Origin of the sequence: Pantoea piersonii (assembly GCF_003612015.1) — a bacterium.
GTDB lineage: Bacteria > Pseudomonadota > Gammaproteobacteria > Enterobacterales > Enterobacteriaceae > Pantoea > Pantoea piersonii.
Genome location: NZ_RARB01000001.1, coordinates 146,849 through 171,355, shown reverse-complemented (window position 1 = coordinate 171,355; position 24,507 = coordinate 146,849). Strand labels below are relative to the sequence as shown.

22 protein-coding genes are annotated in these 24,507 nt (G+C 60.6%); 6 read left to right on the top strand and 16 right to left on the bottom strand.

Annotation, left to right across the window (positions count from 1 at the left end; genetic code table 11):
* Positions 1 to 97: 97 nt before the first annotated feature.
* Complete coding sequence (locus D7S44_RS00795) at positions 98 to 2,053, top strand: acyltransferase family protein (RefSeq protein WP_120451255.1); 1,956 nt, start codon at positions 98 to 100, stop codon at positions 2,051 to 2,053.
* A gap of 87 nt (positions 2,054 to 2,140) precedes the next feature.
* Here the strand turns inward: D7S44_RS00795 and proY are convergent, their stop codons facing one another.
* The 6 genes from proY to phoB form a co-directional block, all read right to left on the bottom strand.
* Positions 2,141 to 3,493 (bottom strand): proline-specific permease ProY, encoded by a 1,353-nt coding sequence (gene proY, locus D7S44_RS00790; RefSeq protein ID WP_120451254.1) that lies wholly within the window; start codon positions 3,491 to 3,493, stop codon positions 2,141 to 2,143.
* Between the two features lie 67 nt (positions 3,494 to 3,560).
* Complete coding sequence (gene brnQ, locus D7S44_RS00785; RefSeq protein ID WP_120451253.1) at positions 3,561 to 4,880, bottom strand: branched-chain amino acid transporter carrier protein BrnQ; 1,320 nt, start codon at positions 4,878 to 4,880, stop codon at positions 3,561 to 3,563.
* A 401-nt stretch (positions 4,881 to 5,281) separates the two neighbouring features.
* On the bottom strand, positions 5,282 to 6,385 hold the full coding sequence (locus D7S44_RS00780) for a cobalamin-independent methionine synthase II family protein (protein WP_120451252.1): 1,104 nt from the start codon (positions 6,383 to 6,385) through the stop codon (positions 5,282 to 5,284).
* A 163-nt stretch (positions 6,386 to 6,548) separates the two neighbouring features.
* Positions 6,549 to 7,481, bottom strand: coding sequence for a PstS family phosphate ABC transporter substrate-binding protein (locus D7S44_RS00775; RefSeq protein WP_120452821.1), 933 nt, complete (start codon positions 7,479 to 7,481; stop codon positions 6,549 to 6,551).
* Positions 7,482 to 7,499: 18 nt separating this feature from the next.
* On the bottom strand, positions 7,500 to 8,813 hold the full coding sequence (phoR, locus tag D7S44_RS00770; protein WP_120451251.1) for a phosphate regulon sensor histidine kinase PhoR: 1,314 nt from the start codon (positions 8,811 to 8,813) through the stop codon (positions 7,500 to 7,502).
* 14 nt (positions 8,814 to 8,827) lie between these two features.
* Positions 8,828 to 9,517: a phosphate response regulator transcription factor PhoB gene (gene phoB, locus D7S44_RS00765; RefSeq protein ID WP_033788773.1), complete on the bottom strand. Its 690-nt coding sequence runs from the start codon at positions 9,515 to 9,517 to the stop codon at positions 8,828 to 8,830.
* Between the two features lie 195 nt (positions 9,518 to 9,712).
* Between phoB and sbcD the strand changes: the two genes are divergently transcribed.
* From sbcD to D7S44_RS00750, 3 genes are read left to right on the top strand one after another with little or no spacing between them, the layout of a single operon-like run.
* Positions 9,713 to 10,912 (top strand): exonuclease subunit SbcD, encoded by a 1,200-nt coding sequence (gene sbcD / locus D7S44_RS00760; RefSeq protein WP_120451250.1) that lies wholly within the window; start codon positions 9,713 to 9,715, stop codon positions 10,910 to 10,912.
* Positions 10,909 to 14,592 (top strand): AAA family ATPase, encoded by a 3,684-nt coding sequence (locus D7S44_RS00755; protein WP_120451249.1) that lies wholly within the window; start codon positions 10,909 to 10,911, stop codon positions 14,590 to 14,592. The genes sbcD and D7S44_RS00755 overlap by 4 nt, the downstream gene beginning before the upstream one ends.
* The gene (locus D7S44_RS00750) at positions 14,592 to 14,951 is read left to right on the top strand and encodes a cell envelope integrity protein TolA (protein ID WP_120451248.1); all 360 of its coding nucleotides are present in this window, start codon (positions 14,592 to 14,594) and stop codon (positions 14,949 to 14,951) included. The genes D7S44_RS00755 and D7S44_RS00750 overlap by 1 nt, the downstream gene beginning before the upstream one ends.
* Before the next feature lie 18 nt (positions 14,952 to 14,969).
* Here the strand turns inward: D7S44_RS00750 and mak are convergent, their stop codons facing one another.
* Positions 14,970 to 15,881: a fructokinase gene (gene mak / locus D7S44_RS00745; protein ID WP_120451247.1), complete on the bottom strand. Its 912-nt coding sequence runs from the start codon at positions 15,879 to 15,881 to the stop codon at positions 14,970 to 14,972.
* Between the two features lie 146 nt (positions 15,882 to 16,027).
* Between mak and rdgC the strand changes: the two genes are divergently transcribed.
* Positions 16,028 to 16,939 (top strand): recombination-associated protein RdgC, encoded by a 912-nt coding sequence (rdgC, locus tag D7S44_RS00740; protein ID WP_120451246.1) that lies wholly within the window; start codon positions 16,028 to 16,030, stop codon positions 16,937 to 16,939.
* A gap of 29 nt (positions 16,940 to 16,968) precedes the next feature.
* Here the strand turns inward: rdgC and ppnP are convergent, their stop codons facing one another.
* The 7 genes from ppnP to aroL all read right to left on the bottom strand — a co-directional run bounded on the left by ppnP (position 16,969) and on the right by aroL (position 22,581).
* Complete coding sequence (ppnP, locus tag D7S44_RS00735) at positions 16,969 to 17,259, bottom strand: pyrimidine/purine nucleoside phosphorylase (protein WP_081139266.1); 291 nt, start codon at positions 17,257 to 17,259, stop codon at positions 16,969 to 16,971.
* Between the two features lie 105 nt (positions 17,260 to 17,364).
* A complete protein-coding gene (locus tag D7S44_RS00730; protein ID WP_120451245.1) occupies positions 17,365 to 18,042 on the bottom strand; it encodes an AroM family protein in 678 nt (225 codons plus the stop codon).
* A 2-nt stretch (positions 18,043 to 18,044) separates the two neighbouring features.
* Positions 18,045 to 18,974 (bottom strand): DUF1177 domain-containing protein, encoded by a 930-nt coding sequence (locus tag D7S44_RS00725; protein ID WP_120451244.1) that lies wholly within the window; start codon positions 18,972 to 18,974, stop codon positions 18,045 to 18,047.
* A 12-nt stretch (positions 18,975 to 18,986) separates the two neighbouring features.
* Positions 18,987 to 20,543, bottom strand: a complete 1,557-nt coding sequence (locus D7S44_RS00720) for an OPT/YSL family transporter (RefSeq protein WP_120451243.1) — start codon at positions 20,541 to 20,543, stop codon at positions 18,987 to 18,989.
* Positions 20,544 to 20,708: 165 nt separating this feature from the next.
* Positions 20,709 to 21,470 (bottom strand): IclR family transcriptional regulator, encoded by a 762-nt coding sequence (locus D7S44_RS00715; protein ID WP_120451242.1) that lies wholly within the window; start codon positions 21,468 to 21,470, stop codon positions 20,709 to 20,711.
* A gap of 271 nt (positions 21,471 to 21,741) precedes the next feature.
* Positions 21,742 to 21,933: a YaiA family protein gene (locus D7S44_RS00710; protein WP_120451241.1), complete on the bottom strand. Its 192-nt coding sequence runs from the start codon at positions 21,931 to 21,933 to the stop codon at positions 21,742 to 21,744.
* A 123-nt stretch (positions 21,934 to 22,056) separates the two neighbouring features.
* Positions 22,057 to 22,581 (bottom strand): shikimate kinase AroL, encoded by a 525-nt coding sequence (aroL, locus tag D7S44_RS00705; RefSeq protein WP_120451240.1) that lies wholly within the window; start codon positions 22,579 to 22,581, stop codon positions 22,057 to 22,059.
* A gap of 280 nt (positions 22,582 to 22,861) precedes the next feature.
* Here aroL and D7S44_RS00700 point away from each other — a divergent pair, with 280 nt between their 5' ends.
* A complete protein-coding gene (locus D7S44_RS00700; protein ID WP_120451239.1) occupies positions 22,862 to 23,593 on the top strand; it encodes a DUF2076 domain-containing protein in 732 nt (243 codons plus the stop codon).
* Positions 23,594 to 23,595: 2 nt separating this feature from the next.
* Here the strand turns inward: D7S44_RS00700 and D7S44_RS00695 are convergent, their stop codons facing one another.
* Together D7S44_RS00695 and D7S44_RS00690 are read right to left on the bottom strand one after the other, a co-directional pair.
* The gene (locus D7S44_RS00695; RefSeq protein WP_120451238.1) at positions 23,596 to 24,045 is read right to left on the bottom strand and encodes a YaiI/YqxD family protein; all 450 of its coding nucleotides are present in this window, start codon (positions 24,043 to 24,045) and stop codon (positions 23,596 to 23,598) included.
* 9 nt (positions 24,046 to 24,054) lie between these two features.
* Positions 24,055 to 24,498, bottom strand: coding sequence for a DUF421 domain-containing protein (locus tag D7S44_RS00690; protein WP_120451237.1), 444 nt, complete (start codon positions 24,496 to 24,498; stop codon positions 24,055 to 24,057).
* Between the last annotated feature and the right edge of the window lie 9 nt (positions 24,499 to 24,507).

Below are 24,507 nucleotides of genomic sequence, written 5' to 3'. Positions count from 1 at the left end.
TGCTTATTTCGGCGACTGGATTCGCCGATTTCTTTATGGGCAGCGCCAGCGCATCAGCGGTATTCACTACCTTTGCCGATACTCGGGGAACCCAATAATGAAAACGCGCTTACCTGCGGATTATCGCGCGGATATTGATGGCCTGCGCGCCATAGCGATCCTGATGGTTGTGCTGTTCCACGCAGGTGTCAGCACGTTGCCGGGCGGCTATACGGGCGTCGACATCGCCTTTGTTATTTCAGGCTTTCTTATCGGCTCTCTTCTCAGCCGCGACATCGCCTCCGGCCAGTTTTCACTCTTTCAGTTCGCTCTGCGACGTATTCGACTCATTGCGCCTGCCCTGATGACCATGCTGTTCAGCCTGCTCTTTATCGGCTATTTCCTGCTCTCGCCGCTGGAATATAGTCAGCTGGCGAAATACAGCTTCGCCCTGTTTCTCTCGGTGCCCAATATTATTCTGCTAAAAGGCGCGGATTATTTCAGCGCCCCGGCAGATTTAAATCCGCTGCTGACAACCTGGTCGCTCGGCATTGAAGTGCAGTTCTATATTGCGCTGCCGATCATAATGCTGCTGGCGGCCAGAGCGCGCCTCCCGATGTTCGTCGCGGTGGCGCTGCTGAGCCTGCTGTCTCTGGCGAGCTGCATCTGGCTGACGCCGCAAGAGAGTTCGCAGGCCTTCTATCTGCTGCCGACGCGCGGCTGGGAGCTGGGTGCCGGGGTGCTGCTGGCACTGTGGAAGCCGAAACCAGTCGGCGGCGGCTGGGCCAGCCTCTTTACCCTCGCCGGGCTGGCGCTCATCGCCTTCTGCGCCCTGAAGCTGAATAAAAGCGACGCGTTTCCCGGCTATCAGGCGCTGCTGCCGGTGCTGGCGGCGTGCCTGATTATTATGGCGCGCGGCGCGCTCAGCCGTCTGGCGCTGGAAAATGCGCCGATGCGCTTTATCGGCAAACTCTCCTACTCCTGGTATCTGTGGCACTGGCCGCTGCTGGCGCTGGCGCGTATCTGCAGCGACGGACCGGTCAGCGTCAACCAGGGACTGAGCATCAGCGCGATGGCGCTGGGGATCGCCTGGCTGACCTGGCGCTATGTCGAACAGCCCTTTCGCCGCCCGGCCAGCGCGCCGCGCGCCGTCATTCCTGCCTACTGCCTGATCTCGCTCGCCGCTGCCGCCGCAATGGTGGGCGTATGGAGCAGCGGCGGCCTCCCCTGGCGCGTTAACGACAAAGTGATCAGCAGCGAAACCTACAAAATTGACGCCCAGGCGAATCCTTGCCTGCTTGATACCGGCCCAAATCTGCCCTCGACGGATAAACGCTGTCAGCCGGAGACGTCGCGTCCCGGCATCGCGCTGGCAGGCGACAGCCATGCAGCAGCGATGCGCAGCGCCGTGGCACGCTACGCAGAAGCGCAGCATAAGCCGCTCTATCAGTTCACTAAAATCGCCTGTCCGCTGCTGGCGGCGGGCTTTACGCGCGCGCTTTACCAGCAGCCGGCGCACGCCAGCCAGTGCGCAGCGTTCAATGAGGCGGTAATGAAAGAATTATTAAGCGACCGCATCGATGAGGTCGTGATCGCCGCCTCCTGGGCGTCAGGCATCGAAACCCTGCCCGGCGCTGGCTACCGCGATCTTACTCATCCCGATAAAGACAACCTCAGCGCCCTGAACCAGGGCATGGGCGGGGTCATTGCCCAACTGCGCCAGGCGGGCAAAAAAGTGGTGCTGATTGAGGAGGCACCATCGCTCTCTCTGGACCCTCTGCGCTACAGCAACAACCGCAATATGCCGCTGCGCCGCGAGCTAAGCCAGTGGTTAAGCGACTGGAAACCTCTGCCGACGCAGAACGCACGCACCAGGCTCTATTCGCTGCCGGAAGCGGATTTGACGCGGCTGCTGCACAGCTATGAACAGCGCGACGTGCGCGTGGTGTCGTTACAGGAGAATCTTTGCAATCGCAGCGGCTGTCTGGTGACCTGGCAGGGTCTGCCGCTCTATTACGACGATAACCATCTGAGCCCGCAGGGGGTGGAAATCGCGCTGGGCAGTCGCTGGTAGGTGGGCTGACAGAGGCGTCATAACGCCAGACACGGCAGGCGCCGACCGAGCGCCAGAAAGATTAAGGGGGGCATCGCCCCCCTCTGATTATGCAGTCTTGCGTACCAGCTTATAGCCCGCCAGCAGCAGCACGATCCACACCATTCCCACATAGAGCGAAATGCGCGTATCCGGGAAGTAGCCGATCAGCGCAATGATAAAGCCCAGGAACAACACGCCGAACAGAGATGTCCAGACGCCGCCCGGCACGGCAAACCGCAGCTTACTCGCCGCCTCTTTGCCAATCTTACGGCGGAAGGCGATCTGCGACAGCAGGATCATAATCCACACCCAGACGGTGGCGAAGGTCGCCAGCGAGGCGATAACCAGAAAGACCTTTTCCGGCATCAGGTAGTTGAGATAGACCGCCACCAGCATCGCCGCCATCATCACGACCACCGTTACCCAGGGAATGCCGCGCGCTGAGACCTTCATAAAGACTTTCGGCGCATGGCCCTGCTGCGCCATACCGTGCAGCATGCGGCCTACGCCGAACACGTCGCTGTTAATCGCCGACAGCGAGGCCGTCAACACCACAAAATTCAGGATAGAAGCGGCCGCCGCGATCCCCAGATGCTGGAAGGTCAGAACGAAAGGCGAGCCGCTGGTGCCGACCTGATTCCACGGATAGATAGACATAATCACAAACAGGGTGCCGACGTAAAACACCAGAATACGCATCGGCACCGAGTTAATAGCGCGCGGAATCGACTGCGCCGGATCTTTGGCTTCGCCAGCGGTGATGCCGATAATTTCAATGCCGCCGTAGGCGAACATCACCATTTGCAGCGACAGCAGCATGCCGACCACGCCGTGGGCAAAGAAGCCGCCGTTGCTCCACAGGTTATGAATGCCAGTTGGCTGGCCGCCGTTGCCGATGCCCCAGAAAATCATGGCGAAACCGGCAATAATCATCACGACAATGGTGGCGACCTTAAAGAAAGAGAACCAGAACTCAACTTCGCCGAACACCTTTACGCTCATCAGGTTGACGGCACCAATAATCAGCACCACGCTCAGCACCCATATCCAGTGCGGCACGTCCGGGAACCAGACGCCCATATAGATGCCGAAGGCGGTAACGTCGGCAATGGCGACAATCAGGATTTCAAAGCAGTAGGTCCAGCCGGTGATGTAGCCCGCCAGCGGCCCGAGATAATCCTGCGCATAGCGCGAGAAAGAGCTGGCCTGCGGATTGTTCACCGACATCTCGCCGAGGGCGCGCATGATGATATACGCCACCGCACCGCCGATAATATAGGCGAGCAGCACGCTTGGTCCCGCCATTTTGATGGCATCCGCCGACCCGTAGAACAGTCCGGTGCCAATCGCCGATCCCAGCGCCATAAAACGGATGTGGCGCGTGCTCAGTCCGCGTTTGAGCTTATTGGTTTCTTGCATAACAACCTGTACCTGTGAAAAGAAAAACCACGGGCAAGCCCGTGGTCGGAGAAAACAGCTGTGGCGGTTACGAGTGAACGCTAACCTGCTCGCGTCCTTTCACGCGATCCACAATCGCCGCGATCAGCAGCATCACCAGCGCGGGCGGCAACCAGGCGAGTCCCTGGTCCGCCAGCGGCAGCTGCTGGCAGAACGCGGGCAGCATATCTTTAAAGCTGGTGGTTTTCACCCCGTCGATGATGCCGAAGATCAGGCTGACCAGCATGGTCGGCGCAATCAGGCGGCTGCTCTTGTTCCACCAGTTAAGGGTGAAACTCAGCACAACCAGCACAATGCAAGGCGGATAGATCGCCGTCAGCACGGGAATCGAAATCTGAATCAGATGGCTCAGGCCGAGGTTTGACACCACCATCGAGAACAGACCCAGAATAAAGACCAGTGCTTTATACGACAACGGCAGGTGTTGCGCAAAAAATTCCGCACAGGCACAGGTCAGGCCGACCGCCGTCACCATGCAGGCGACGAAAATCAGCGCCGCAAGGAAGAAGCTGCCCATGCCGCCGAAGGTCTGCTGTACATAAGCATGCAGGATTGCCGCGCCGTTCGCGCTCTGTGCCACCAGCGCGCCGCTGCCGTTGCCGAGCTTAAACAGGCTGAGGTAGACCAGCGTCAGGCCGACGCCCGCGATAAGTCCCGCCATCACCGTGTAACGCGTCAGCAGGCTGGCGCTCTCAACGCCGCGCGAACGCGCCGCATTAACGATAACGATGCCGAATACCAGCGCGCCAAGAGTATCCATAGTGAGATAACCGTTAACGAAGCCGCTGGAGAAGGCGGCGCGCTGATAATCTTCGGTGGCAGGCGCGATGGTACCCGCCGGCCAGATCAGCGCCGCAACGCCGAGCACCGTCAGCGCCACGATTTTCAGCGGCGCCAGGAAGTGGCCCACGGTATCCAGCAGCTTGCCCGGATAGAGCGAAATGGCGATCACCAGCGCAAAGTAGATAAGGCTGTAAATGAACAGCGGCAGCGCGCCGTCGCCGGTCAGCGGAGCGATGCCCACTTCAAATGAGACGGTCGCAGTACGCGGCGTGGCGAACAGCGGGCCGACCGCCAGATAGCAGACGGTCGCCAGCAGCAGGCCTGCGGCCTTGCCGATAGGCGAACTGAGCGCGTCAATGCCGCCGCCGACGCGCGCGAGCGCGATAACGGTCATGACTGGCAGGCCAACAGCGGTGAGCAGGAAACCAATGGCGGCGGTCCAGACGTGTTCGCCTGACTGAATACCGACCATCGGCGGGAAAATAATGTTACCCGCGCCAACAAACAGGGCGAACGTCATGAAGCCCAGCGCGAGGATATCCTTCGAGGTTAAGCGGTGTGTCATACAACTGTATAGCCTGTTACGAGTGTTGCGGTGGAAGTTGGGTTTCTGTTGTCCCCAAACCGCGCAATGACAACGATTTAGCACACGATGCCAGAGCATTGTGCTTGCTGTAATCGAATCGCGCAGGTGATTTAAGCTGCTTTTGTTCTGTTCACAAGGGGGATGATGCGACAACGGCCGTTAGTAGAACGTTTATAGCGGAGAAAGGCAATACGGGATCGGAAAACCGGAAGGTTATGGCGGAAAACAGAAGAAAAGCAGTGAAAACCGCGGTTATATCACCACAGGGCATCAGATGATGTGCTTATTTTTACCGCAGCGCGTGGGAAATTTCAGCATTGACGCCCGTTGCTATGCACAAAAGGCGCGTATTACGCGCCTGTTTGCACAATTTTACAGCGTTACCACACCTGACCGGCGATATCGACCACCAGGCGGATCTTCGCCCACTGCTGCTCTTCGCTCAGGCTGTTGCCCTCTTCGGTCGAGGCGAAGCCGCATTGCGGGCTAAGGCAGATCTGGTCAAGGCTGACGAACTTCGCTGCTTCCTGCAGACGCGCTTTCACCTGCGCCGGATCTTCCAGCTCGCCGTTTTTGGTGGTCACCAGACCCAGCACCACTTTCTGATGGCCCGGCTTGATAAAGCGTAGTGGCTCAAAGCCGCCGGAGCGCTCGTTATCATACTCCAGGAAGAAAGCGTCGATGTTCACGCCGCCGAACAGGATCTCCGCTACCGGCTCATAGCCGCCTTCGGAAATCCAGGTGGAGCGGAAGTTGCCGCGACAGACATGCAGACCCACGGTCAGATCGGCAGGCTTGCCCTCCAGCGCCTTGTTAAGCACGCGGGCATAAGTATGCGCCAGCTGCTCAGGATCGTCGCCGCGCTCGCGGATCTGACGCTTCTGATCTTCCGAGCAGAGATAGGCCCAGACGGTATCATCCAGCTGCAGATAGCGGCAGCCCGCATCGTAAAAGGCTTTAATCGCTGTTTTATAGGTTTCGGCCAGATCGTCAAAGTAGTCCGCCAGATCGGGATAAACGGTCTCGTCGATCACCTTGCGGCCGCCGCGGAAGTGCAGCACGCTCGGGCTGGGAATAGTCATCTTCGGTACTGCATTGCCTGCGATACTTTGCAGGAACCGGAAATGCTGCAGCATCGGGTGATCGCGAAAGCCCAGCTTGCCCACAACGCGCACGCCGTGTGCTTTGGTCTGCACGCCGTTAAACTGAATGCCCTGCTCAGCTTCGAACAGCTCAACGCCCTCCAGCCCGCCGAAAAAGTCGAAGTGCCACCAGGCGCGGCGGAATTCGCCGTCGGTCACCACCTGCAAACCGTTGGCGATCTGCTTGCTGACGACGTCGCGAATCGCTTCATCTTCGACACGGGTCAGCTCGATTTTATCGATCTGCCCAGCGGCATATTGCTCGCGCGCATTTTTAATCGCGGCGGGACGCAGGAAGCTGCCGACGGTATCGGCGCGGAAGGGGGCGGTCTGTACGGTCATCTTCACTCCTGACACCCTGACCGTTAATTACGGCAGGGAATAATTTCGCTAAGTTATGTGCAGCCATCTGGATGGCTAAACGTCTGGAAACAGAGTGACATGAGCGCGGTTCATCTGCAACAGAAGAAATTTCAGCTGTGATGAAAAAAATTCATGTTAGCGTTCACTGCGCTTCAATCGCCGCCAGCGCCTGCGCGCGCTGCGCCGCCGATAACGGCAGATAGCCTGCCTCGCTGACTCGCTGCTGCCCCTGCGGCGAGAGCACCTGATGCAAAAAGGCATTTACCAGCGGCGGCAGTGGTTTGCCAGGGGGTTTATTAACGTAGATATAGAGCGGGCGCGCCCAGGGATAGCGCCCGCTGCGGATAGAGTCGGCGTCCGGTGCGACCGCCGCGCCCTGCGCATCGACTACAGCGAGCATCTTCACACCGCTGAGATGAAAGCCGAAGCTGGCGTAGCCGATGCTGCGCGGATTAGCGGCGACCGCCTGTACCACAGCCGCTGAGCCGGGAAACTCCGCCACGTCAGAACGAAAATCGCCGTTGCACAGCGCCTGCTGTTTAAAGAATCCCCAGGTCCCCGAGGCGGAATTGCGCCCGTAGCGCTGGATCGGTCGGCGCGCCCAGTCGGGCTGGCGCTCGCCCATATCGCCCCAGCGCGTTGGCACCTGAGTCGCGCCGCACAGGCGCGTCACGGAAAAAATAGCGTCCAGCTGGCGCATATCGATCTGCGTCAGCGGGTTGCGCTGATTGACCACCACCACCAGCGCGTCGAGCGCCACCGGTACGGCGAGAGGCGCATAGCCATAGCGCGCCTGAAAGGTTTGTCGCTCTTCCGCCTGCATGGGACGGCTCATCGGGCCTAGCTGCGCGGCGCCTGCCGCCAGCGCGGTCGGCGCGGTGGAAGAGCCAGAGGCCTGCACCTGCAAATTCACGCCCGGCGCCAGCGCGCTGAAATCCTCGCTCCATAGCATCATCAGCGTGCCCAGCGTGTCTGAGCCGACGCTGCTGAGGTTGCCGGTCAGCATTTCGGGCTGCGGCGCCGCCAGCGTCATCGCGGGCATAAAAAGTGAAAGCAACAGCAGCAAGGCGCGCATGAAAGATTCCATTAACGGTTAATGGACGGCATTCTCCTGCAATCCCGCGCTGACGATCAACCTCGACGGCAGCGTAAAGGTAAAACAGGTCTCTTTATCGGGAATGCTGGTGATCTCCAGCCGCGCGTTATGGTGGCTGAGGGCGTGCTTGACGATCGCCAGTCCCAGCCCGCTGCCGCCGGTTGCGCGCGAGCGCGCCTTATCTACGCGGTAGAAGCGCTCCGTCAGGCGCGGCAGATGCTCAGCCGGAATACCAGGCCCGTTGTCGCATACCTTAAACTGCGCGCCCTGCCGGTTGCGCAGCCAGCTGATGTCGATACGGGTGCCTTCCGGCGTATGGTTCACCGCGTTATAGACCAGGTTAGAGATGGCGCTGCGCAGCTGATCGTCATCGCCGAGCACCTTGAGATGCGGGTCGGTATGAAAATGGATCTCGTGGCGGCCGCTGCTCAGCGTCTCCGCTTCGCGCTGCAGCAGATGCAGCATCATCGGCACGTCTACCGTCTCTTTCATATCGATCGCTGGCGCGGCCTCGATACGCGACAGCGTCAGTAGCTGGCGCACCAGGCTGTCCATCCGGCGCGTCTGCTCCTGCATAGTCTGCAGCGCCTTGCCGCGCGAGCGCTCGTTCATTACCGAGTCGTTCATCATCTCCAGATAGCCCTGCAGCACCGTAAGCGGCGTGCGCAGCTCGTGGCTGACGTTGGCGAAAAAGTTGCGGCGCGCGCCCTCCAGCTGGTGCATCTGCGTGACGTCGCGCGCCACCATCAGCCACTGCCCTTCGCTATAGGGCATAACGCGGAATTCCATATGGTGCTGGTTATTCAGGATTAAGGTGAGCGGCTTATTGAAATCGCGCTGGCGGATGTAGCGGGAGAATTCGGGATAGCGCAGCAGGTTAAGGATGTTCTGCCCGTTATCTTCCGGCCAGCGCAAGCCAAGATGCTGCTGCGCCAGCCCGTTGCACCAGAAAATGGTGCCCTCTTCCGTGGTCAGCACCACCGCGTCGGGCAGCGTCTCGGCGCCGCTGCGAAAGCGCTTAATCAGATTGCCCAGCTCGCGCCGCCGCCGCCGGTTGCGCAGCTGCATCTGATAAAGGCCGTAAAACAGCGGCTCCCAGCTCGCCTGGCCCGTTGGGGGCGTCATGGTACGATCCACCCACAGCCAGTGCGACAGGCGCATCAGATTGTGAAAGTGCCACAGCAGCACCGCCAGGGCGCTAATCAGCAGTAACCAGGGCAGATAACCGAAAATCAGCCCGATAATCAGCGCGGGCAGAGACGCCAGCGCCAGCTCAGAGAGCAATCTCTTCCAGGAGAGTCGTTCCAGCACGGTTAAGGCTCCGTTTAGTAGCGGGCGGAGAAACGATACCCCGTACCGCGAACGGTTTGAACCATGCGGTCATGGCCGGAAACTTCCAGCGCCTTACGTAAGCGGCGGATATGCACGTCAACGGTGCGATCCTCTACGTACACATTGGTGCCCCAGACGTGGTTCAGCAGCTGTTCGCGGCTGTAGACGCGCTCTGGATGCGTCATAAAGAAGTGCAGCAGTTTATATTCGGTCGGCCCCATTTCCAGCGGCGTTGACTCCGACATCACGCGGTGCGACGAAGGGTCCAGACTCAGGCCCTGCATCTCAATCACCTCTTCCACCGCCATTGGCGAAATACGGCGCATCACCGCCTTGATACGCGCCATCAGCTCTTTCGGCGAGAAAGGCTTGGTGATGTAGTCGTCTGCGCCCACTTCCAGACCGCGTACGCGATCTTCCTCTTCGCCGCGCGCCGTCAGCATCATCACCGGAATATCGCGGGTCAGCGCTTCGCGCTTAAGATGTTTAATAAACTGAATACCGCTGCCGCCCGGCAACATCCAGTCCAGCAGAATCAAATCTGGCCAGGGCTCAATCAGTTTCCCTACCGCGCTGTCATAATCCTCGGCCTCGATGGGCTGGTAGTCGTTCTGCTCCAGAACGAAGCACAACATTTCACGGATAGGGGCTTCATCTTCCACAACCAAAATGCGCTTAGCCATTGTAACTCCTGCTGATGTGACCGCTGTCACCGTTATATGCGGCGCCATTATGCGTCAGATTTATGACACTTTTATGAAAAACATAGCCGCTTAATCAGCGCTTTAACACTGCTTTATGACAGCCGGCGCGGCTTTTTTCGCTTTTGCGCCATAGCCGGTATAATCGTCCGGCAAACCGTTACGGCAGGGAGTTTTATGCGCATCATTCACACCGCGGACTGGCACCTCGGTCAGTTTTTCTATAACAAGAGCCGGGCGGCGGAGCACCAGGCTTTTCTGGAGTGGCTGCTGGCGCGCATTGAAGAGCATCAGGTCGATGCGCTGATCGTCGCAGGCGATCTCTTTGATAGCGGCACGCCGCCAAGCTACGCGCGTGAACTTTTTAACCGTTTCGTGGTGGCGCTGCAGCCCACCGGCTGCCAGCTGGTGGTGCTGGCGGGCAACCACGACTCGGTCGCCACGCTCAACGAGTCGCGCGCGCTGCTCGCCTGTCTCAATACCCAGGTGATCACCACGCCGCAGGCGGATCATAACCTGCTGCTGCTGCGGGATCGCGCCGGCGAGCCGGGCGCGCTCCTGTGCGCCATTCCCTATCTGCGTCCGCGCGACATTATGCGCAGCCGGCCGGGCCAGTCGGGGCGCGAGAAGCAGCTCAGCCTGCTGGAAGCGATAGCCGCGCATTATCAGCGCAGCGTCGACGCGGCGCGCGCGCATCCGCTGACGCTGCCGGTGATCGCCACCGGCCACCTCACCACCGTCGGCGTCAGCAAAAGCGACTCAGTGCGCGATATCTATATCGGCACGCTCGACGCCTTTCCCGCGTCAGCTTTTCCCGACGTCGATTACGTGGCGCTCGGCCATATCCACCGCGCCCAGCGCGTCGCCAACAGCGATCATATCCGCTACAGCGGCTCGCCTCTACCGCTCAGCTTCGACGAGCTCGGCAGCGAAAAGAGCGTGTTTTTAGTGGAGCTGGATAACGCAGGCTTACAAAACGTCACAGCGCTGCCGGTACCGCCGTTCCAGCCAATGAAAATGCTGAAAGGCTCGCTGGCGCAGATCGAAGCCCAGCTGGCACCTTTCGCCGCCCATGAAGGCGAGAAGCCGGTATGGCTCGATATTGAGGTCACCACCGAGGAGTTTCTCAGCGATCTGCAGCGCCGCATCGAAGCGCTGACCGCTGAGCTGCCGGTCGAAGTTTTGCTGCTGCGCCGCAGCCGCGAACAGCGTCAGCACAGCCTGGCGCAGCTGAAAAACGAAACCCTGAGCGAGCTAAAGGTAGAAGAGGTCTTCGCCCGCCGCATCGCGCTGGCGGAAGATATTGATGAGACGCGGCAAGCGCGCCTCAGCGACCTGTTCCGTTCCACCCTTGCGTCCCTTGAGGAGAGTGAATGAAGATCCTCACGCTGCGCTTTAAAAACCTTAATGCGCTGAAAGGCGAATGGTTTATCGACTTTCGCGCCGAACCCTTCGCCAGCAACGGCCTGTTCGCCATTACCGGCGCAACAGGCGCAGGCAAAACCACCCTGCTTGACGCCATCTGCCTGGCGCTTTATCACCAGACGCCGCGCCTCGGCGTGCTGTCGCAGACGCAAAACGGGCTGATGACGCGCGATACCGCCGAATGCCTCGCCGAAGTAGAGTTTGAGATCAAAGGCGAAGCCTGGCGCGCCTTCTGGAGCCAGAACCGCGCGCGCGGCGCGGCCGACGGCAAGCTGCAGGCGCCGCGCGTCGAGCTGGCGCGCTGCGTCGACGACAAAATTTTCGCGGATAAGGTAAATGATAAACTAAAGCTGATTGAGTCGCTGTCGGGTCTCGATTTTGAGCGCTTTACCCGCTCGATGATGCTGTCGCAGGGGCAGTTCGCCGCCTTCCTGAATGCGAAGCCCGGCGAGCGCGCCGAACTGCTGGAAGAGCTGACCGGTACCGAAATCTACGGCCAGATCTCCGTCGCCATCTATGAACGTCACAAGGCGGCGCGGCTGGCGCTGGAGAACCTGCGCAGCCGCGCCGGCACTCTGACGCTGCTCGACGCTGACGCGCGCGACGCGCTGCAGCAGCAGCTGGCGACGCTGACCGAAGCGGAGCAGGCGCTTACTCAGCAGAACACGCGCCTGCATCAGCAGCATCAGTGGCTGACCCAGGCAGAGCAGCTGGACAGCGATATTCAGGCCGCGCAGGCGGCGCTGGACACGGCGGAGCAGGCCTGGCTCGGCGCGGAAGCGGATCGCCAGCGTCTGGCGCGCAGCGAACCGGCGGAGAAGCTGCGCGATAAGCTCGTCCAGCGCGACAGCCTGCTGCATGAACAGCAACATCTGCAGCAGACGCAGCAGCAGCTGGTGCAGCAGCGTCAGGCCATCGAACAGCAGACAAAAAGCGACCAGCAGCGCCGTGACGCAGCCCAGGCGGCGCGCGACGCCGCGCTGCGCGAGCAGCAGGCGCAGGAGACGCTGCTGACGGAACAGGTGATCCCGCTCGATCAGCAGATCGCCGCCCTGCTCGCGCAGGCGCAGCAACAGCAGCGGGAAGCTGACCAGCAGCAGCAGGCGCTGACGCAAAGCCAGAAGGCGCTGCAGCAGGAAACGGCGCAGCGGGAGCAGTTACAGGCGGCGCTGACGGAGCAGCAGCAGTGGCGCGCGGATCAGGGCACGCTGCCGCAGTGGGGCCCTTCGCTGGCGCTGTGGCAGGAGCGTTTCGCCCAGCTGGCGCAGCGGGAAACCGCGCTGGAATCGCTTCGTGAGCAGCAGCGTCAGCAGCAGCAGACGCTGGCGCAGCGGCAGACGAATATCGCGCAGCTGCAGCAGCAGGCGACGCCGCTGAGCCACGCCGAGCGGCAGGCGGCCGACGCGCTGCAGAGGGCGGAACAGGCGCAGGCCGCGTCAGAGCAGACCCATCCGCCACAGGCGCTGCAGGCCCGTCAGGCGCAGTTTGAGGCGAGCCGCCCGCTGCGCCAGCAGCTGGCGGTGCTGGCCTCGCAGTGGACGCCGCTGCAGCAGCATATCTCCGCGCGTCAGCAGCGCCTCGCCGCGCTGGAAAAGACGCTGCGGCAGGATGACGAGACGCTGCAAACGCTACGCGCGACCTTTGCACGCGAAAAAGCGGCGCTGGCCGATATCAAAAAAATCTGCGAGCTGGAGCAGCATATCGCCGATCTGGCGGCCTGGCGCGCACGCCTTGAGCCGGAGCAGCCCTGCCCCCTGTGCGGCTCCTGCCAGCATCCGGCGGTGGAGCGCTACGCTGCGCTGGAGCTGAGCGAGAATCAGCGTCGTCTGGCCGATCAGGAACAGCAGGTCGAGGCGCTGCGCGAACAGGGCATTAAAAAAGGCGAGGCCGTTAAGCAGGCGAAAGCCGAACAGCAACGACTGCAGGAAGAGCTTGCCGCAGAAACCCAGCAGCTGGACGCGCTAAATCAGCAGTGGCAGGCCCTACAGAGTGAGCTGGCGCTTACATTCGATGCGGGCGACAGCGCCGCGCTGGCCGCCTGGCAGCAGCAGCAGAGCAGCGAGGAACAGGCGCTGCAGCAGCTTGTCCGTCAGCAGGAGGCCGCCGCGCGCCAGCGTCAGCAGGCGAAAGATGAGTACCTGCGACATCAGCAGGCGCTGCAGCAGCATCAGCAGCAGCTTCAACTGGCCCAGCAAACGCTCACTAACCTGCAGGAGAGCGCCACAGCGCTGGCGCAGCGTCTGGAGCAGGAGGAGCGCGAATGGCGGGAGCGCAGCGACGCACTGCAGCAGGAACTGGCCGGTGCGGGAGTCGCCCTGCCCGATGCCGCGACGCGCGACGGCTGGCTGCAACAGCAGCAGCAGCGCTGGCGGCGCTGGACTGAGAGCGAGCAGCGGCTCGCCGAGCTACAACCGCAGCTGGCGCGCGCCGAAGCGCAGTGCGCCAGCCTGCAGCAGCGCGTGGAGAGCGAGCGTCAGCGGCTCGATACCCTGCAACAGCTGCGCGCGCAAACCGAGGCGACGCTGACGCAGCAGCGCGCGGCCCGGCAGGCGCTGTTTGGCGATCGCGACGTCGCTGCGGCGCGGCGACAGGCGCAGGCGCAGCTCCAGCAGCAGGAGGCCGCGCTCTCCGCCGCGCTGGAGGCGCTGCAAAAAACGCAGGGCCAGCTCAGCCAGCTGGCGGGACGCGCGGCGGAACTCGACGCGCAGCAGGTCAAAGTCACTCAGTCGCTGAGTGCGGCGCAGCAGCAACTCAGTGCCGCGCTGGCCGCCGCCGGCTTCAGCGATGAGGCCAGCCTGCGCGCCGCGCTGCTTGATGAAGAGGAGGCGCGTGCGCTGCGAAGCCAGATGCAGCAGCTTGAGCAGCAGCGACACGCCCTGCAGGCACAGCGGCAGCAGCTGTCGCAGCGTCGGGCGACGCATCAGCAAAGCCAGCCAGAGGAGACGCCGCAGAGCGCCGCCGCGCTGGAGGCGCAGCTTGAGCAGCTGCGTCTGGCGCTGCGCGACAATGCGCGTCAGCAGGGCGAAGCTCAGCAGCAGCTGCAGAGCGATGCGCGCCTGCGCGAACAGCAGCAAAGCCTGATGACCCAGATAGAGGAAGATGAAGCGGCGCTTGAGCAGTGGGGTCAGCTGAATGATTTGATCGGCTCCGCCAGCGGCGATAAGTTCCGCCGCTTCGCGCAGGGACTGACGCTGGATCACCTGGTGGCGCTCGCCAACCGCCAGCTTGATCGGCTGCACGGCCGCTATCTGCTGCAACGCCGCGCCAGCGACGCGCTGGAGCTGGACGTGATCGATACCTGGCAGGCCGACGCCGCGCGCGATACGCGCACGCTTTCCGGCGGCGAAAGTTTTCTGGTCAGCCTTGCGCTGGCGCTGGCGCTTTCAGATTTAGTCAGCGTGAAAACGCGCATAGAATCTTTGTTTCTCGATGAGGGCTTCGGTACGCTGGACGCCGAAACGCTCGACACCGCGCTGGACGCGCTGGACGCGCTCAACGCCAGCGGCAAAACCATCGGCGTTATCAGCCATGTCGAGGCGATGAAAGAGCGCATTCCGGTGCAGATCCGGGTGCGCAAGATTAACGGGCTAGGCTACAGCAAACTGGAGCTGCCCCGCGCTCAGGAGGCGTAATGAAAACAGGCATGGCGCTGCTGCTCGCCAGCGCGCTGCTGGCGGGATGCAGCAGCAAACCGCAAAGCGATCTCGCCTGCGACCGCCACTACTCGGCGGCGCAGTGCAACTATTTACGCGACGTTCAGCAGCAGCTGATGGGCACCTTTAACAGCACCGTCGCGCCGCGCTATCCGGGGCGGACCTGTCTGGTTTCGGCGCACCGCCGCGCCGACGGCGGCTACAGCGTGCTGCGCACCGAAGGCGACGAGGCGCTTTGCCTGCGCGCCTGGCAGCAGGTAAGCAGCGCGCGCAACCTGCCGCTGCCGCCGGTCGGCGTGCCGGAGGACTGGCAGTTCGCCTTCGGCTCGGCGCAGTAACGCGTCACGCTTAACCTTTTAGCGGCTTAGCGGCCACAGCCAGGCCGCGCCGCGCACCCCGCTTGAATCGCCGTGTTTTGCCTTCAGCACCGGCGTTTCGCACTCTCCGCCGAATACCCACTGCTTCATCAGCGTCGGCACGTTCTGATAGAGACGATCGTTATTGCTCATGCCGCCGCCGAGTACGATCACATCTGGATCCAGCAGGTTTACTACCTGCGCCAGCGACTTCGCCAGCCGGGTTTCGTAGCGGCGCATTGCCTGCTCGGCGATCGGATCCTGCTGCGCGATCAGCCTGACGATCTCCGCGCCCCGCAGCGCCTGCCCGCTCAGCCGCCGGTAATCGGTGGCGAAGCCTGTGCCGGAGACAAAGGTCTCGATACACCCCTTCAGCCCGCAGTAGCATGGCACTTCCTCGCGGTAGCGCAGCTCCTCTTCGTCCATCCACGGCAGCGGGTTGTGGCCCCACTCGCCCGCGTTGCCGTTGCCGCCGATGCGTGCCTCACCGCCGATCGCCACGCCCGCGCCCGATCCGGTGCCGATGATCACCGCAAACACCAGAGGCTGGCCCGCGCCCGCACCGTCCACCGCCTCGGAAACCGCCAGACAGTTGGCGTCATTGGCGATGCGCACCTCACGCTGCAGCGCCAGCGCCAGATCGCGATCCAGCGGCTGGCCGTTGAGCCAGGTGGAGTTGGCGTTTTTCACAAGGTGCGTGTATGGCGAAATCGTGCCGGGAATGCCGACGCCGACGCTGCCGGTCTGGCCGGTCTTCGCTTCGGCGAGATGCACCAGGTCGGCAATTGCCTTTACCGTGGCGGCGTAGTCGTCGCGCGGCGTATCCACGCGGTGGCGAAACAGCTCAATTCCCTCGTCAGACAGGGCGATCACTTCAACTTTGGTGCCGCCCAAATCAATACCTATACGCACGTGTTATTCCTCATTCCTGGTCAGGGTGAGAGATACATTAGGAGCGGCGTCGGGGAAAGGCAATGAAACCGCTCCGATGTTTCGCTATCATGCGCGCTGACCTCTCGACTTGTGCGCCAGATCGCGCGCCCCGGTAAGGAATTGTGATGTTGTGGTTTAAAAATATGATGGTTTATCGTCTCAATCGGGACATTCCCCTCTCGGCAGACGATATGGAAAAGCAGCTTGAGGCGTACACGTTCTCGCCCTGCGGCAGTCAGGATATGAGTAAAACCGGCTGGGTGTCGCCGATGGGTAACCGCAGCGATGCGCTGACCCATGTGAACAACGGCCAGATTGTGATCTGCGCCCGTAAAGAGGAAAAAATCCTGCCGTCGCCGGTGGTGAAACAGGCGCTGGAGGCGAAGATCAGCAAGCTGGAGGCGGAGCAGAGCCGCAAGCTGAAGAAGACCGAAAAAGATTCTCTGAAAGATGAAGTGCTGCACAGCCTGCTGCCGCGCGCCTTCAGCCGTTTCAGCCAGACCTTTCTCTGGATCGACACCGTTAACAACTTGATTATGGTCGACTGCGCCAGCGCGAAAAAAGCGGAAGATACGCTGGCGCTGCTGCGTAAGAGCCTGGGTTCCCTGCCGGTGGTGCCGCTGACCCTGGAAAAACCTATTGAGCTGACGCTCACCGAGTGGGTGCGCTCCGGCGACCTGCCCGCTGGTTTCGCCCTGATGGACGAAGCAGAGCTGAAGGCGCTGCTGGAAGATGGCGGCGTGATCCGCTGCAAAAAGCAGGATCTGGTGTGCGATGAGATCGCCAACCATATCGAAGCGGGCAAAATGGTAACCAAACTGGCGCTCGACTGGCAGGAGCGCATTCAGTTCGTGCTGGCGGATGACGGTTCGGTGAAGCGCCTGAAATTCAGCGACACGCTGCGCGAGCAGAATGACGATATCGACCGCGAAGATTTCGCTCAGCGTTTCGACGCTGATTTTATCCTGATGACCAGCGAGCTCGCCGCGCTCACCAGCAATCTGGTGGAAGCGCTGGGTGGCGAAGCGCAACGCTAAAAAGAAAGGGCCGCGTTGCGGCCCTTTTTTTAGTCTTTCAGATAGCGGCAGAGATAGGAGCTCGGCTCGCCCACCTGCAGATGAAACTCGCTGTGGCCCGGCACGTTGAATACCGAACCCGCTTCAAACCATTGCCACTCGGTCTCGCCCGGCAGCAGTACCTTCAGCGATCCGCTCACCACCGTCATCTCTTCCGGTTGCGCCGTGCCAAAGGTGTATTCCCCTTCCGCCATCACGCCAACGCTGGCACGACCGGTGCTCGCACTGTCGAAACCAATAGATTTCACTTTTCCGTCAAAATACTCACTTACATTGAGCATGTTACTTCCTCACAGCACATTAAGGTGTCTGGCAGTGTAGAGCGGAACTCGCTGATCTGTCACGCGAATTGCAGCTTCGCCTCTGGGTTTGTGATCGCGCGGGGATTAGACGATAAGCTCCGCGGCGAGTTTAGCCACCAGCACGTTAGAGAGCAGCACCGGAATGCCGAGCAGCTTCTGCAAAAAGTCGCGATGCGTCTGGTTATAGCCGATGCAGTCGAGCACCACGACATCCGCGCCCTGCTCCTGCAGCGAGAGCGCGGCATCGGTGAGCTTCTCATTATCAGGGATGTAGGGGCTGGCGACGGCGAAACAGGGGCGATGCTTCAGATTGCGCCATTTATTCGCCTGCTGTTGGATCTGCTCCTCCACCGGCACCACGATGCCGACCTGATGGTCCTGCACAATAGCGGAAACCAGCGGCGGGATAATGCGGTCGGGCTCCAGCAGCAGTGCGCTTTGAGTCTTCAGCGCGCCGAACTCGCCGGTGCAGAGCAGCAGGATCGTGTCGTAGCCCTCCGCTTCCAGCGCGTCGATTTTCGCCTGCAGTCCCTGCTCTACCTTCGCCGTGGCCAGCCGCGCCTGCGCGCCGTTCTGCAAACGCGATACCAGCACGCCGTCATGCTCGTCAGGCGCGAAGCGCGCGGCGATCTCCGCCTCGCTCAGCCCGTCCAGCAGGCCGACATGGTCGGTATGCTCGCTCGGTAAAAACTCTGTCAGCAGCGGCATGATATCGCTGCGCGGCGACTGACCAATGGTCAGCGTAACCAGGGATTTCGTCATCGTTAGTCTCGTTTACGCAGGTGGCTCAAACTACCATACAACGCCAGCAAACGGCTATATTCGTCCGCGTCGTAGAAATGGCAGGTCTCACGGCCAAATTCCTTCGCCACTTCCACCGCAAACTTCGCCGCCGCCGCGATATCCACTTCATGGCTCGCGCCGGTGCCGCAGCCCGGTACTACCGACTCGGCGGTGATCGCCACGCCCACGACCGGCACATTGGTCGCGGTAGAGGGTTGCAGAATGCTGTTCAGGTGATAAATGCCGTTGCCGTAAGGAGTAATGTCCTGGGTGGTAATCGGGAAGGTCACCGCCGGACGGCCGGTGGTCATCTCCATAATGCGCAGCAGATCGTCCGACACGCGCAGGATATAACCCTCTTTTACCGTAGGCGAAAGCGCGAACCCTTTGTGATTGATAATGCGGTTGCCTTTGGTGGTATCAATCGACAGGATGGCGTCTACCTCCTGCACCACTTCATTATCGTTCATGGTGACATCGTCGATAGGCGAATCCATAAAATCCACCGGCTCGTGCGGACGCGTCGGCGCATCCGGGCAGATATGAGTGGTAACAATGACGTCGCCCGCCAGCACGTCGCCTTTGGTCTGCATCAGCGCCAGCTTCAGCGCGCTGGTCACCGCCGCGACGGCGCCATCGGCGTCAGAAACCATACCGATACGCGTCGGGCGCGCGCCGATGCCGCCAAGACGGCCGATAATACCCAGCGTCGGCGCGCTGCCGCCGCTGGCTTTGCCCTGCGCGCCCGGAATGTCGATGCGAACGAAATCGGTGCGCCCTTTCGGCCCGCTGACGCGTTTATAGCTGGCCTTAGCGCCGGGAAAGGCGCTGAAGAGATCCACCACCTGCTGACCATCAACGAAAGCGCTGTCGAATAACTCAAAGACCTGTAATGTCTGATGCAGACTCATGGGATTCCTTAATTATTTTTTTCCGCTGGCAAACAGCGAGTTAAAGAAGCTGTAGAGAGCGTCGCCGGCGATAAAGCCTGCCGCCATCACCTCCATCGGCGAGCGGCCGCGTTCGCCCCATACGCGAATAATGACGATGCGCAGCGCAATACCCACCACAACCGCCCAGCCGGCCATCGCGTTATTGATCAGCAAGCCGGTGGCGAGCAGTACGCCGAGCTGGCGCTTAGGCCCGCCGATCAGCTGAATAATGGCGCCTGGAATCGCCCACATCAGCAGGCTGCCGGCGATACCGGGCTCGGCGCCCGCCTGGATGGTTTTAGCGTAGACGCGCGCAACGGGCGGCAGCAGGTTTTCCGCAAAGAACAGGTTGTGCGCGTACCAGACGACGGGAATCGAGACAAGAAAGGCGATCATGGCGGCGATCAGCTGAATGCGGCGCCCCCACAGCTCCTGCTGCAGATCCGCGCCGTTGCCGCGCAGAATAAAGCCTGCTTTAAGGTCATAGCCCATATCGGCGAAGGCGGGTCCGGTCGCCGCGGTGAAGCCGCACAGCAGGCAGAGCGCCAGTGGCGGAAAGCCAAGCAGAATGCCGACGATCAGCGTAATGAGCGCCACGGCGAACGCCGGGAACCAGCCGGAGTGCATCGCGGCGATGCCGACGATCAGCTCATGCACAAAAGCGGCGAAGGCGGCGTAAAACACAAACAGCAGCAGCATCGGGATGCTCATCTCGCTCCACAGCCCGCCTGCCAGCGCCAGCAGCGCCGAAATGATTAAATAGCCCGCGCCGCCGAGGCCAAGCGCGCGCCTGACCTCATTACCGCCGCGACTCACTTTCTGCTCGTCGTTGCGGCGGCTGCGAATCACCATAACGACCTGAATCAGCGCCACCAGCCCTGCGCCGACCATCACGCCGTGTGGCAGGTAGAGCGCGTTGATATCGATGCCGGCAACCGGTTGCGCATAAGCGCGCACCAGAAAGCCCAGCCCGAGCATACCGAGCGCCCAGATGTTACCGATAAAAGCGGTGCCGAAAGCGGACATCGGGATCTTGAGCATCGAGCCAACGATACCGCCGACGATGCCCGCCACGAGCAGCCAGGCCTGACGACCGCCTCTGTCGCCCGCTTTGATCGCCTCTGCCGCGGCCACGCCCGGCGGCCAGGCGTTGCTGGCAGGAAACACGCGGGTATCGAACAGACGATAGAGCAGGTAAGCGTCCAGCAGCATCGCCGCGCTGACGCCGCAAAACATTGGCAATACCAGCTGCGGCTGGCCCAGCGCCCAGGGTACGGCGATCGGCATTAATAAGCTGTTCGCCGCGCCGAAAGTGGCGGAAGAAATAGCGGTTTGAGCGAGGTTCTGAATTTCAATCGAGCGATAGCGGCGAAACGCCTGCAGCGGAATACGCGCCAGCAGCATGGCGAATAACGCGCCGATAATAGAGGTATTCGGCGTTACGCCGATGGTGGTAATAAGCTGCACGCCGATAATCGCGCCCGCAACCGACAAGGCGATTAATACTATCGCCACGCCAGCCTGTTTTACTGGATTAACCTTCTCCATATTGTCCCCGTCAGGAATGCCGGTAGAAATGAATGGACGCTTCGCGAGCCTGAATCAGGCTCGCTTACGTCGTTTTTTTATTTCGTCCGTGAGTGTGAATAAACAGGCCCGAAGGCCTGGCGTTTTCCCGGTGTGGCGAAAGTATTGCGCCGATAAAAAATGAATTCAGAGTGGCGTTGCGCCATATTTCTCGGCCAGGTCACTGGCCGTTATGCGTAATTCTTCCAGCAGCGCAGGCGGATAACCTGGCGCATTTTCTTGCGATAAAAATGAAAGGCAAAGCGCCACCGTATCGCCGTGATATTTATTATGCAGCGCGACGGAGATCGAACTGATGCCGGGCAATGTTTCGTTGCGCGCCAGCGACCAGTTCTGGCGGCGGATCTCCGCCAGCTGCGCGCAAAGCGCATCCAGCGTTTGCGGCGAATTGGGCGGCAGTGTCTGCCAGGCATCGTGGTAGCGCTGGCGCACCTCATCTTCGCTCAACTGCGCCAGCAGCACGCGGCCGGTTGAGGTCGCGGCCGCCAGCATGCGGCTTCCTGGCGGCGTCACCAGCTGGGTGAAGTGACGTCCGTGAAACATACGCATCACCACCAGATCGCGCCCGTCGAGGCGCGAGATATAGCCAATACTGCCGGTTTTATCCGCCAGCCGCGCCATCGCGGGCGAGGCGCTGTCCACCAGCGGCGCGGAGAGATAGTGCCCGGCGACCGACAGCAGCACGCGGCCAATATGAAAACAACGGCTGTCCGCATCCCGCTCCAGCATTCCCTGACTTTCCATCGTGGCAAGCAGTCGCGATACGGTGCTTTTCGGCAGCCGCAGCGCTTCCACGACATCGGTAAACGTCAGCCCGGGGTTCCCCTGCGATACGCCTTTTTGCTGAAATAGCTTAAGTACCGCGGCAGCGTTTTCGAGTGTGGTCATATTGCGAGTTTCACTATATGGAACTGAGTTCCTGTATCGATGCCCTAAAACTAAAACGCGACGGAATAAGGGTCAAGCGACAATTTTGACCAGTGGAAATATGGCGCAGTCAAATAACAGGGTGAGAGGCAAAGGAGAATGATTTTATAGGGCAGTTAAGAGAAATAGCAGAATGGATGGGATATTTACTGCTCAGATGCAGGGAATAACAGCAAATGCAGACGCAGGATAAATAACAATGAAGGCTGGCGTCCCTGCCAGAGAGATTGCCCTATTCTTTTTCCACATCCTCATAACGGACTTTGGCATCCTGCGCTTCAGCTTCCGTAGTATGTTCGCTAATTAAAGTATTGGGCGATGGATGATCGGCACGTAACTCCCATGACTTTACGGTGCTGCCCGGCGGTCCCTTCTCAACGGTGACGACGCGGGCTTCGCGTGGATAAGGTGGTCTGGTTGGCATATTCAATCCCTCCTGGCTGATCGTATTCCACACGACGAGACGATTCCCGTCAGAGAATCAGTATAGCCAGGCTACGCTACCCAGGCGGGAAAGCGGGAAGAATCTGAGGGAAAAGCGTAACAATTAGCTGGCACGCGCCAGCGACAGCGACTGGAGAATATCGTCAATAACCCGATCGGGGGCCTGCATGGCGTTGACTTCATGATGTGCAGCGTCGCGATAAAGGTGCGCGCGCTCGCGCAAAATATCGCCCATCTCTTCGGCAATGGGACGGCCGGTCAGCGTGGGTCGCTGTGCCGCTTCCGGCTGGCTCTCCAGCCGCTGCGCCAGAATATGCGACGGCGCGCTGAGCCAGATCACCCGCCCCTGCTCGCGCATAAAGCGACGATTATGCTCCGCCAGCACCATGCCGCCGCCGGTGGCGATAACGGTCGCTGGCGCGGTAACTGCCTTCAGCGACTCGGTTTCTCGCGCACGAAAGCCTTCCCAACCCTCTTGCGCCACAATCTGCGCGACGCTGCGCTGCGTGCTGAGCTGAAGATGATGGTCGGTATCGCGAAAGGCGTAGCCCAGCGCGCGTGATAAGGCCTCGCCCACCGTGGTTTTGCCGCAGCCGCGCGCGCCGATCAGATAAATGGGTAAAGACATCGGGCAGTTCCTCCGCCGTTGCAGGCCGTATAACGCGGCGTATCGCTTAATAATGCGACGCATAATAACTGGAAACCGCTATAGCCTCCACCCGCGAAGCAGGAATTGCGCATCCTTTTATCAATTTCACAAAGATTTCATTAAAATTTAGCGGGTTAACCATGCGTATTTCGTGCAGATCGGGGAAGATCAAGCGGCGGCAACATTTGCTTACCTGGCGGATTTTACTTTGTCGCATCCCGCCCCCATATACTTATTAAGTCGTAACAGGAGAGCCCTCATGTATAGCCAGGAACACCAATTGATTGAAGGTCTGTTCAGCCGACTGAAACAGGCCGAGAGCCAGACCGGCCCCCGCGACGCGGCGGCGGAACAGCTGATTAAAGAACATCTGCAGCAGCAGCCCGGCGCGCCCTACTATATGGCGCAGGCGATCCTGATCCAGGAAGCTGCGATGAAGAAACTCAACGATCGCATTACCGAGCTGGAGAACCGCCTGGCGCAACAGCAACAGCAACAGCAACAGCCGCAGCACCAGAGCAGCGGTGGTTTTCTGTCGAGCCTGTTCGGCGGTTCGCGGCAACAGCCCTCTGCGCCGCAGCAGCAGCAACAGCCCGCATGGAACAACGCGCCGCAGCAACAGCAGCAGCCTGCATGGAACAACGCGCAGCAGCCGCCACAGTATAATAATGCGCCAGCCGCTCCGGCGCGCGGCACCGGTTTTCTCGGCGGCGCGCTGCAAACAGCGGTCGGCGTCGCAGGCGGCGTAGTGGCAGCGAATATGCTGACCAGCCTGTTCCACCAGTCGCAGCCGGAAGAGATCGTCAATATTATCAACGAACCGCCGTTGCCGCAGGTGGATGAGAATCTCGACACCTTTAACAGCGGCGGGAATGGTTTTCTCGACCAGAACAACGGCTGGGATAACAACTACGCGGACAATAACGACTTCAACGATGTCGGCAACGACAGCTTCGACGACTTTAACGACGACGACGACAGTTTCGTCTGACTTTAGCGCTGGCGCTGCGTAAGCCAGCTGTCGAGCGCATTAGCGAACTGCTGGCGGTCTCGCGGACTCATGGCCGCCGGACCGCCTGTTTGCACGCCGCTGGCGCGCATCGTATCCATAAAGTCGCGCATGGTCAGTTTTTCGCGGATAGTGGCGTGAGAATAGCGCTCGCCGCGCGGATTGAGCGCCTCGCCCCCTTTTTCCAGCACTTCCGCCGCCAGCGGGATATCGGCGGTTATCACCAGATCGCCTTTCTCCACCCGCTTTACGATCTCATTATCCGCTACGTCAAAGCCGGCGGGCACACGCAGCGTTTTTAGCCAGGGCGACGGCGGAACGCGCAGCGACTGATTGGCGACAAAGGTCACCTGCGTTTTGGTACGGTCCGCCGCGCGGTAGAGCACCTCTTTAATGACGTTGGGGCAGGCGTCGGCATCAACCCAGATAACCATCTTCTTTCCTTACTCTTTGGGAATAATGGAGATCTTGCCGGTCTTCTCCAGAATGGCAAACTTTATTTGGTCCAGTCGCTCCAGCCCCTGCGAGCTGCGCGCGCTTTGCAGAATATCCTCTTCGTCTACGCCCGCGCGTTTCGCCCGCTGGCGCAGCAATTTGCCCTCCTCCACCAGAATCAGCGAGGAGCCATCGATCAGCCGCTCGACGCGCGGAAAGCGGGTTTTCATGGTGCCGAACAAAATATCGATGACAATAAGCGTCACGATAGTCAGTCCAGCGCCGGTGACGGAAAAATCATCCCCGAGCAGCGCCTGCTGCGTCGCCTCGCTGATGATCAGCAGCAGAATCAGGTCGAACGAGGTCATCTCCATTAGCGTGCGCCGTCCGGCGATTTTAAACACCACCATTAACAGCAGGTACATGCTGGCTGCGCGCAAAACCGTTTCCATGTGGGTCTC

Coding starts and splice junctions, on each gene's coding strand:
- proY (WP_120451254.1), bottom strand. CDS start 3,493: ATGCAAGAAACCAATAAGCTCAAACGCGGACTGAGCACGCGCCACATC.
- D7S44_RS00700 (WP_120451239.1), top strand. CDS start 22,862: ATGTATAGCCAGGAACACCAATTGATTGAAGGTCTGTTCAGCCGACTG.
- rdgC (WP_120451246.1), top strand. CDS start 16,028: ATGTTGTGGTTTAAAAATATGATGGTTTATCGTCTCAATCGGGACATT.
- aroL (WP_120451240.1), bottom strand. CDS start 22,581: ATGTCTTTACCCATTTATCTGATCGGCGCGCGCGGCTGCGGCAAAACC.
- D7S44_RS00690 (WP_120451237.1), bottom strand. CDS start 24,498: ATGGAAACGGTTTTGCGCGCAGCCAGCATGTACCTGCTGTTAATGGTG.
- brnQ (WP_120451253.1), bottom strand. CDS start 4,880: ATGACACACCGCTTAACCTCGAAGGATATCCTCGCGCTGGGCTTCATG.
- D7S44_RS00730 (WP_120451245.1), bottom strand. CDS start 18,042: ATGACGAAATCCCTGGTTACGCTGACCATTGGTCAGTCGCCGCGCAGC.
- D7S44_RS00755 (WP_120451249.1), top strand. CDS start 10,909: ATGAAGATCCTCACGCTGCGCTTTAAAAACCTTAATGCGCTGAAAGGC.
- D7S44_RS00725 (WP_120451244.1), bottom strand. CDS start 18,974: ATGAGTCTGCATCAGACATTACAGGTCTTTGAGTTATTCGACAGCGCT.
- D7S44_RS00775 (WP_120452821.1), bottom strand. CDS start 7,481: ATGCGCGCCTTGCTGCTGTTGCTTTCACTTTTTATGCCCGCGATGACG.
- ppnP (WP_081139266.1), bottom strand. CDS start 17,259: ATGCTCAATGTAAGTGAGTATTTTGACGGAAAAGTGAAATCTATTGGT.
- D7S44_RS00710 (WP_120451241.1), bottom strand. CDS start 21,933: ATGCCAACCAGACCACCTTATCCACGCGAAGCCCGCGTCGTCACCGTT.
- D7S44_RS00795 (WP_120451255.1), top strand. CDS start 98: ATGAAAACGCGCTTACCTGCGGATTATCGCGCGGATATTGATGGCCTG.
- phoB (WP_033788773.1), bottom strand. CDS start 9,517: ATGGCTAAGCGCATTTTGGTTGTGGAAGATGAAGCCCCTATCCGTGAA.
- D7S44_RS00750 (WP_120451248.1), top strand. CDS start 14,592: ATGAAAACAGGCATGGCGCTGCTGCTCGCCAGCGCGCTGCTGGCGGGA.
- D7S44_RS00695 (WP_120451238.1), bottom strand. CDS start 24,045: ATGGTTATCTGGGTTGATGCCGACGCCTGCCCCAACGTCATTAAAGAG.
- D7S44_RS00780 (WP_120451252.1), bottom strand. CDS start 6,385: ATGACCGTACAGACCGCCCCCTTCCGCGCCGATACCGTCGGCAGCTTC.
- sbcD (WP_120451250.1), top strand. CDS start 9,713: ATGCGCATCATTCACACCGCGGACTGGCACCTCGGTCAGTTTTTCTAT.
- D7S44_RS00715 (WP_120451242.1), bottom strand. CDS start 21,470: ATGACCACACTCGAAAACGCTGCCGCGGTACTTAAGCTATTTCAGCAA.
- D7S44_RS00720 (WP_120451243.1), bottom strand. CDS start 20,543: ATGGAGAAGGTTAATCCAGTAAAACAGGCTGGCGTGGCGATAGTATTA.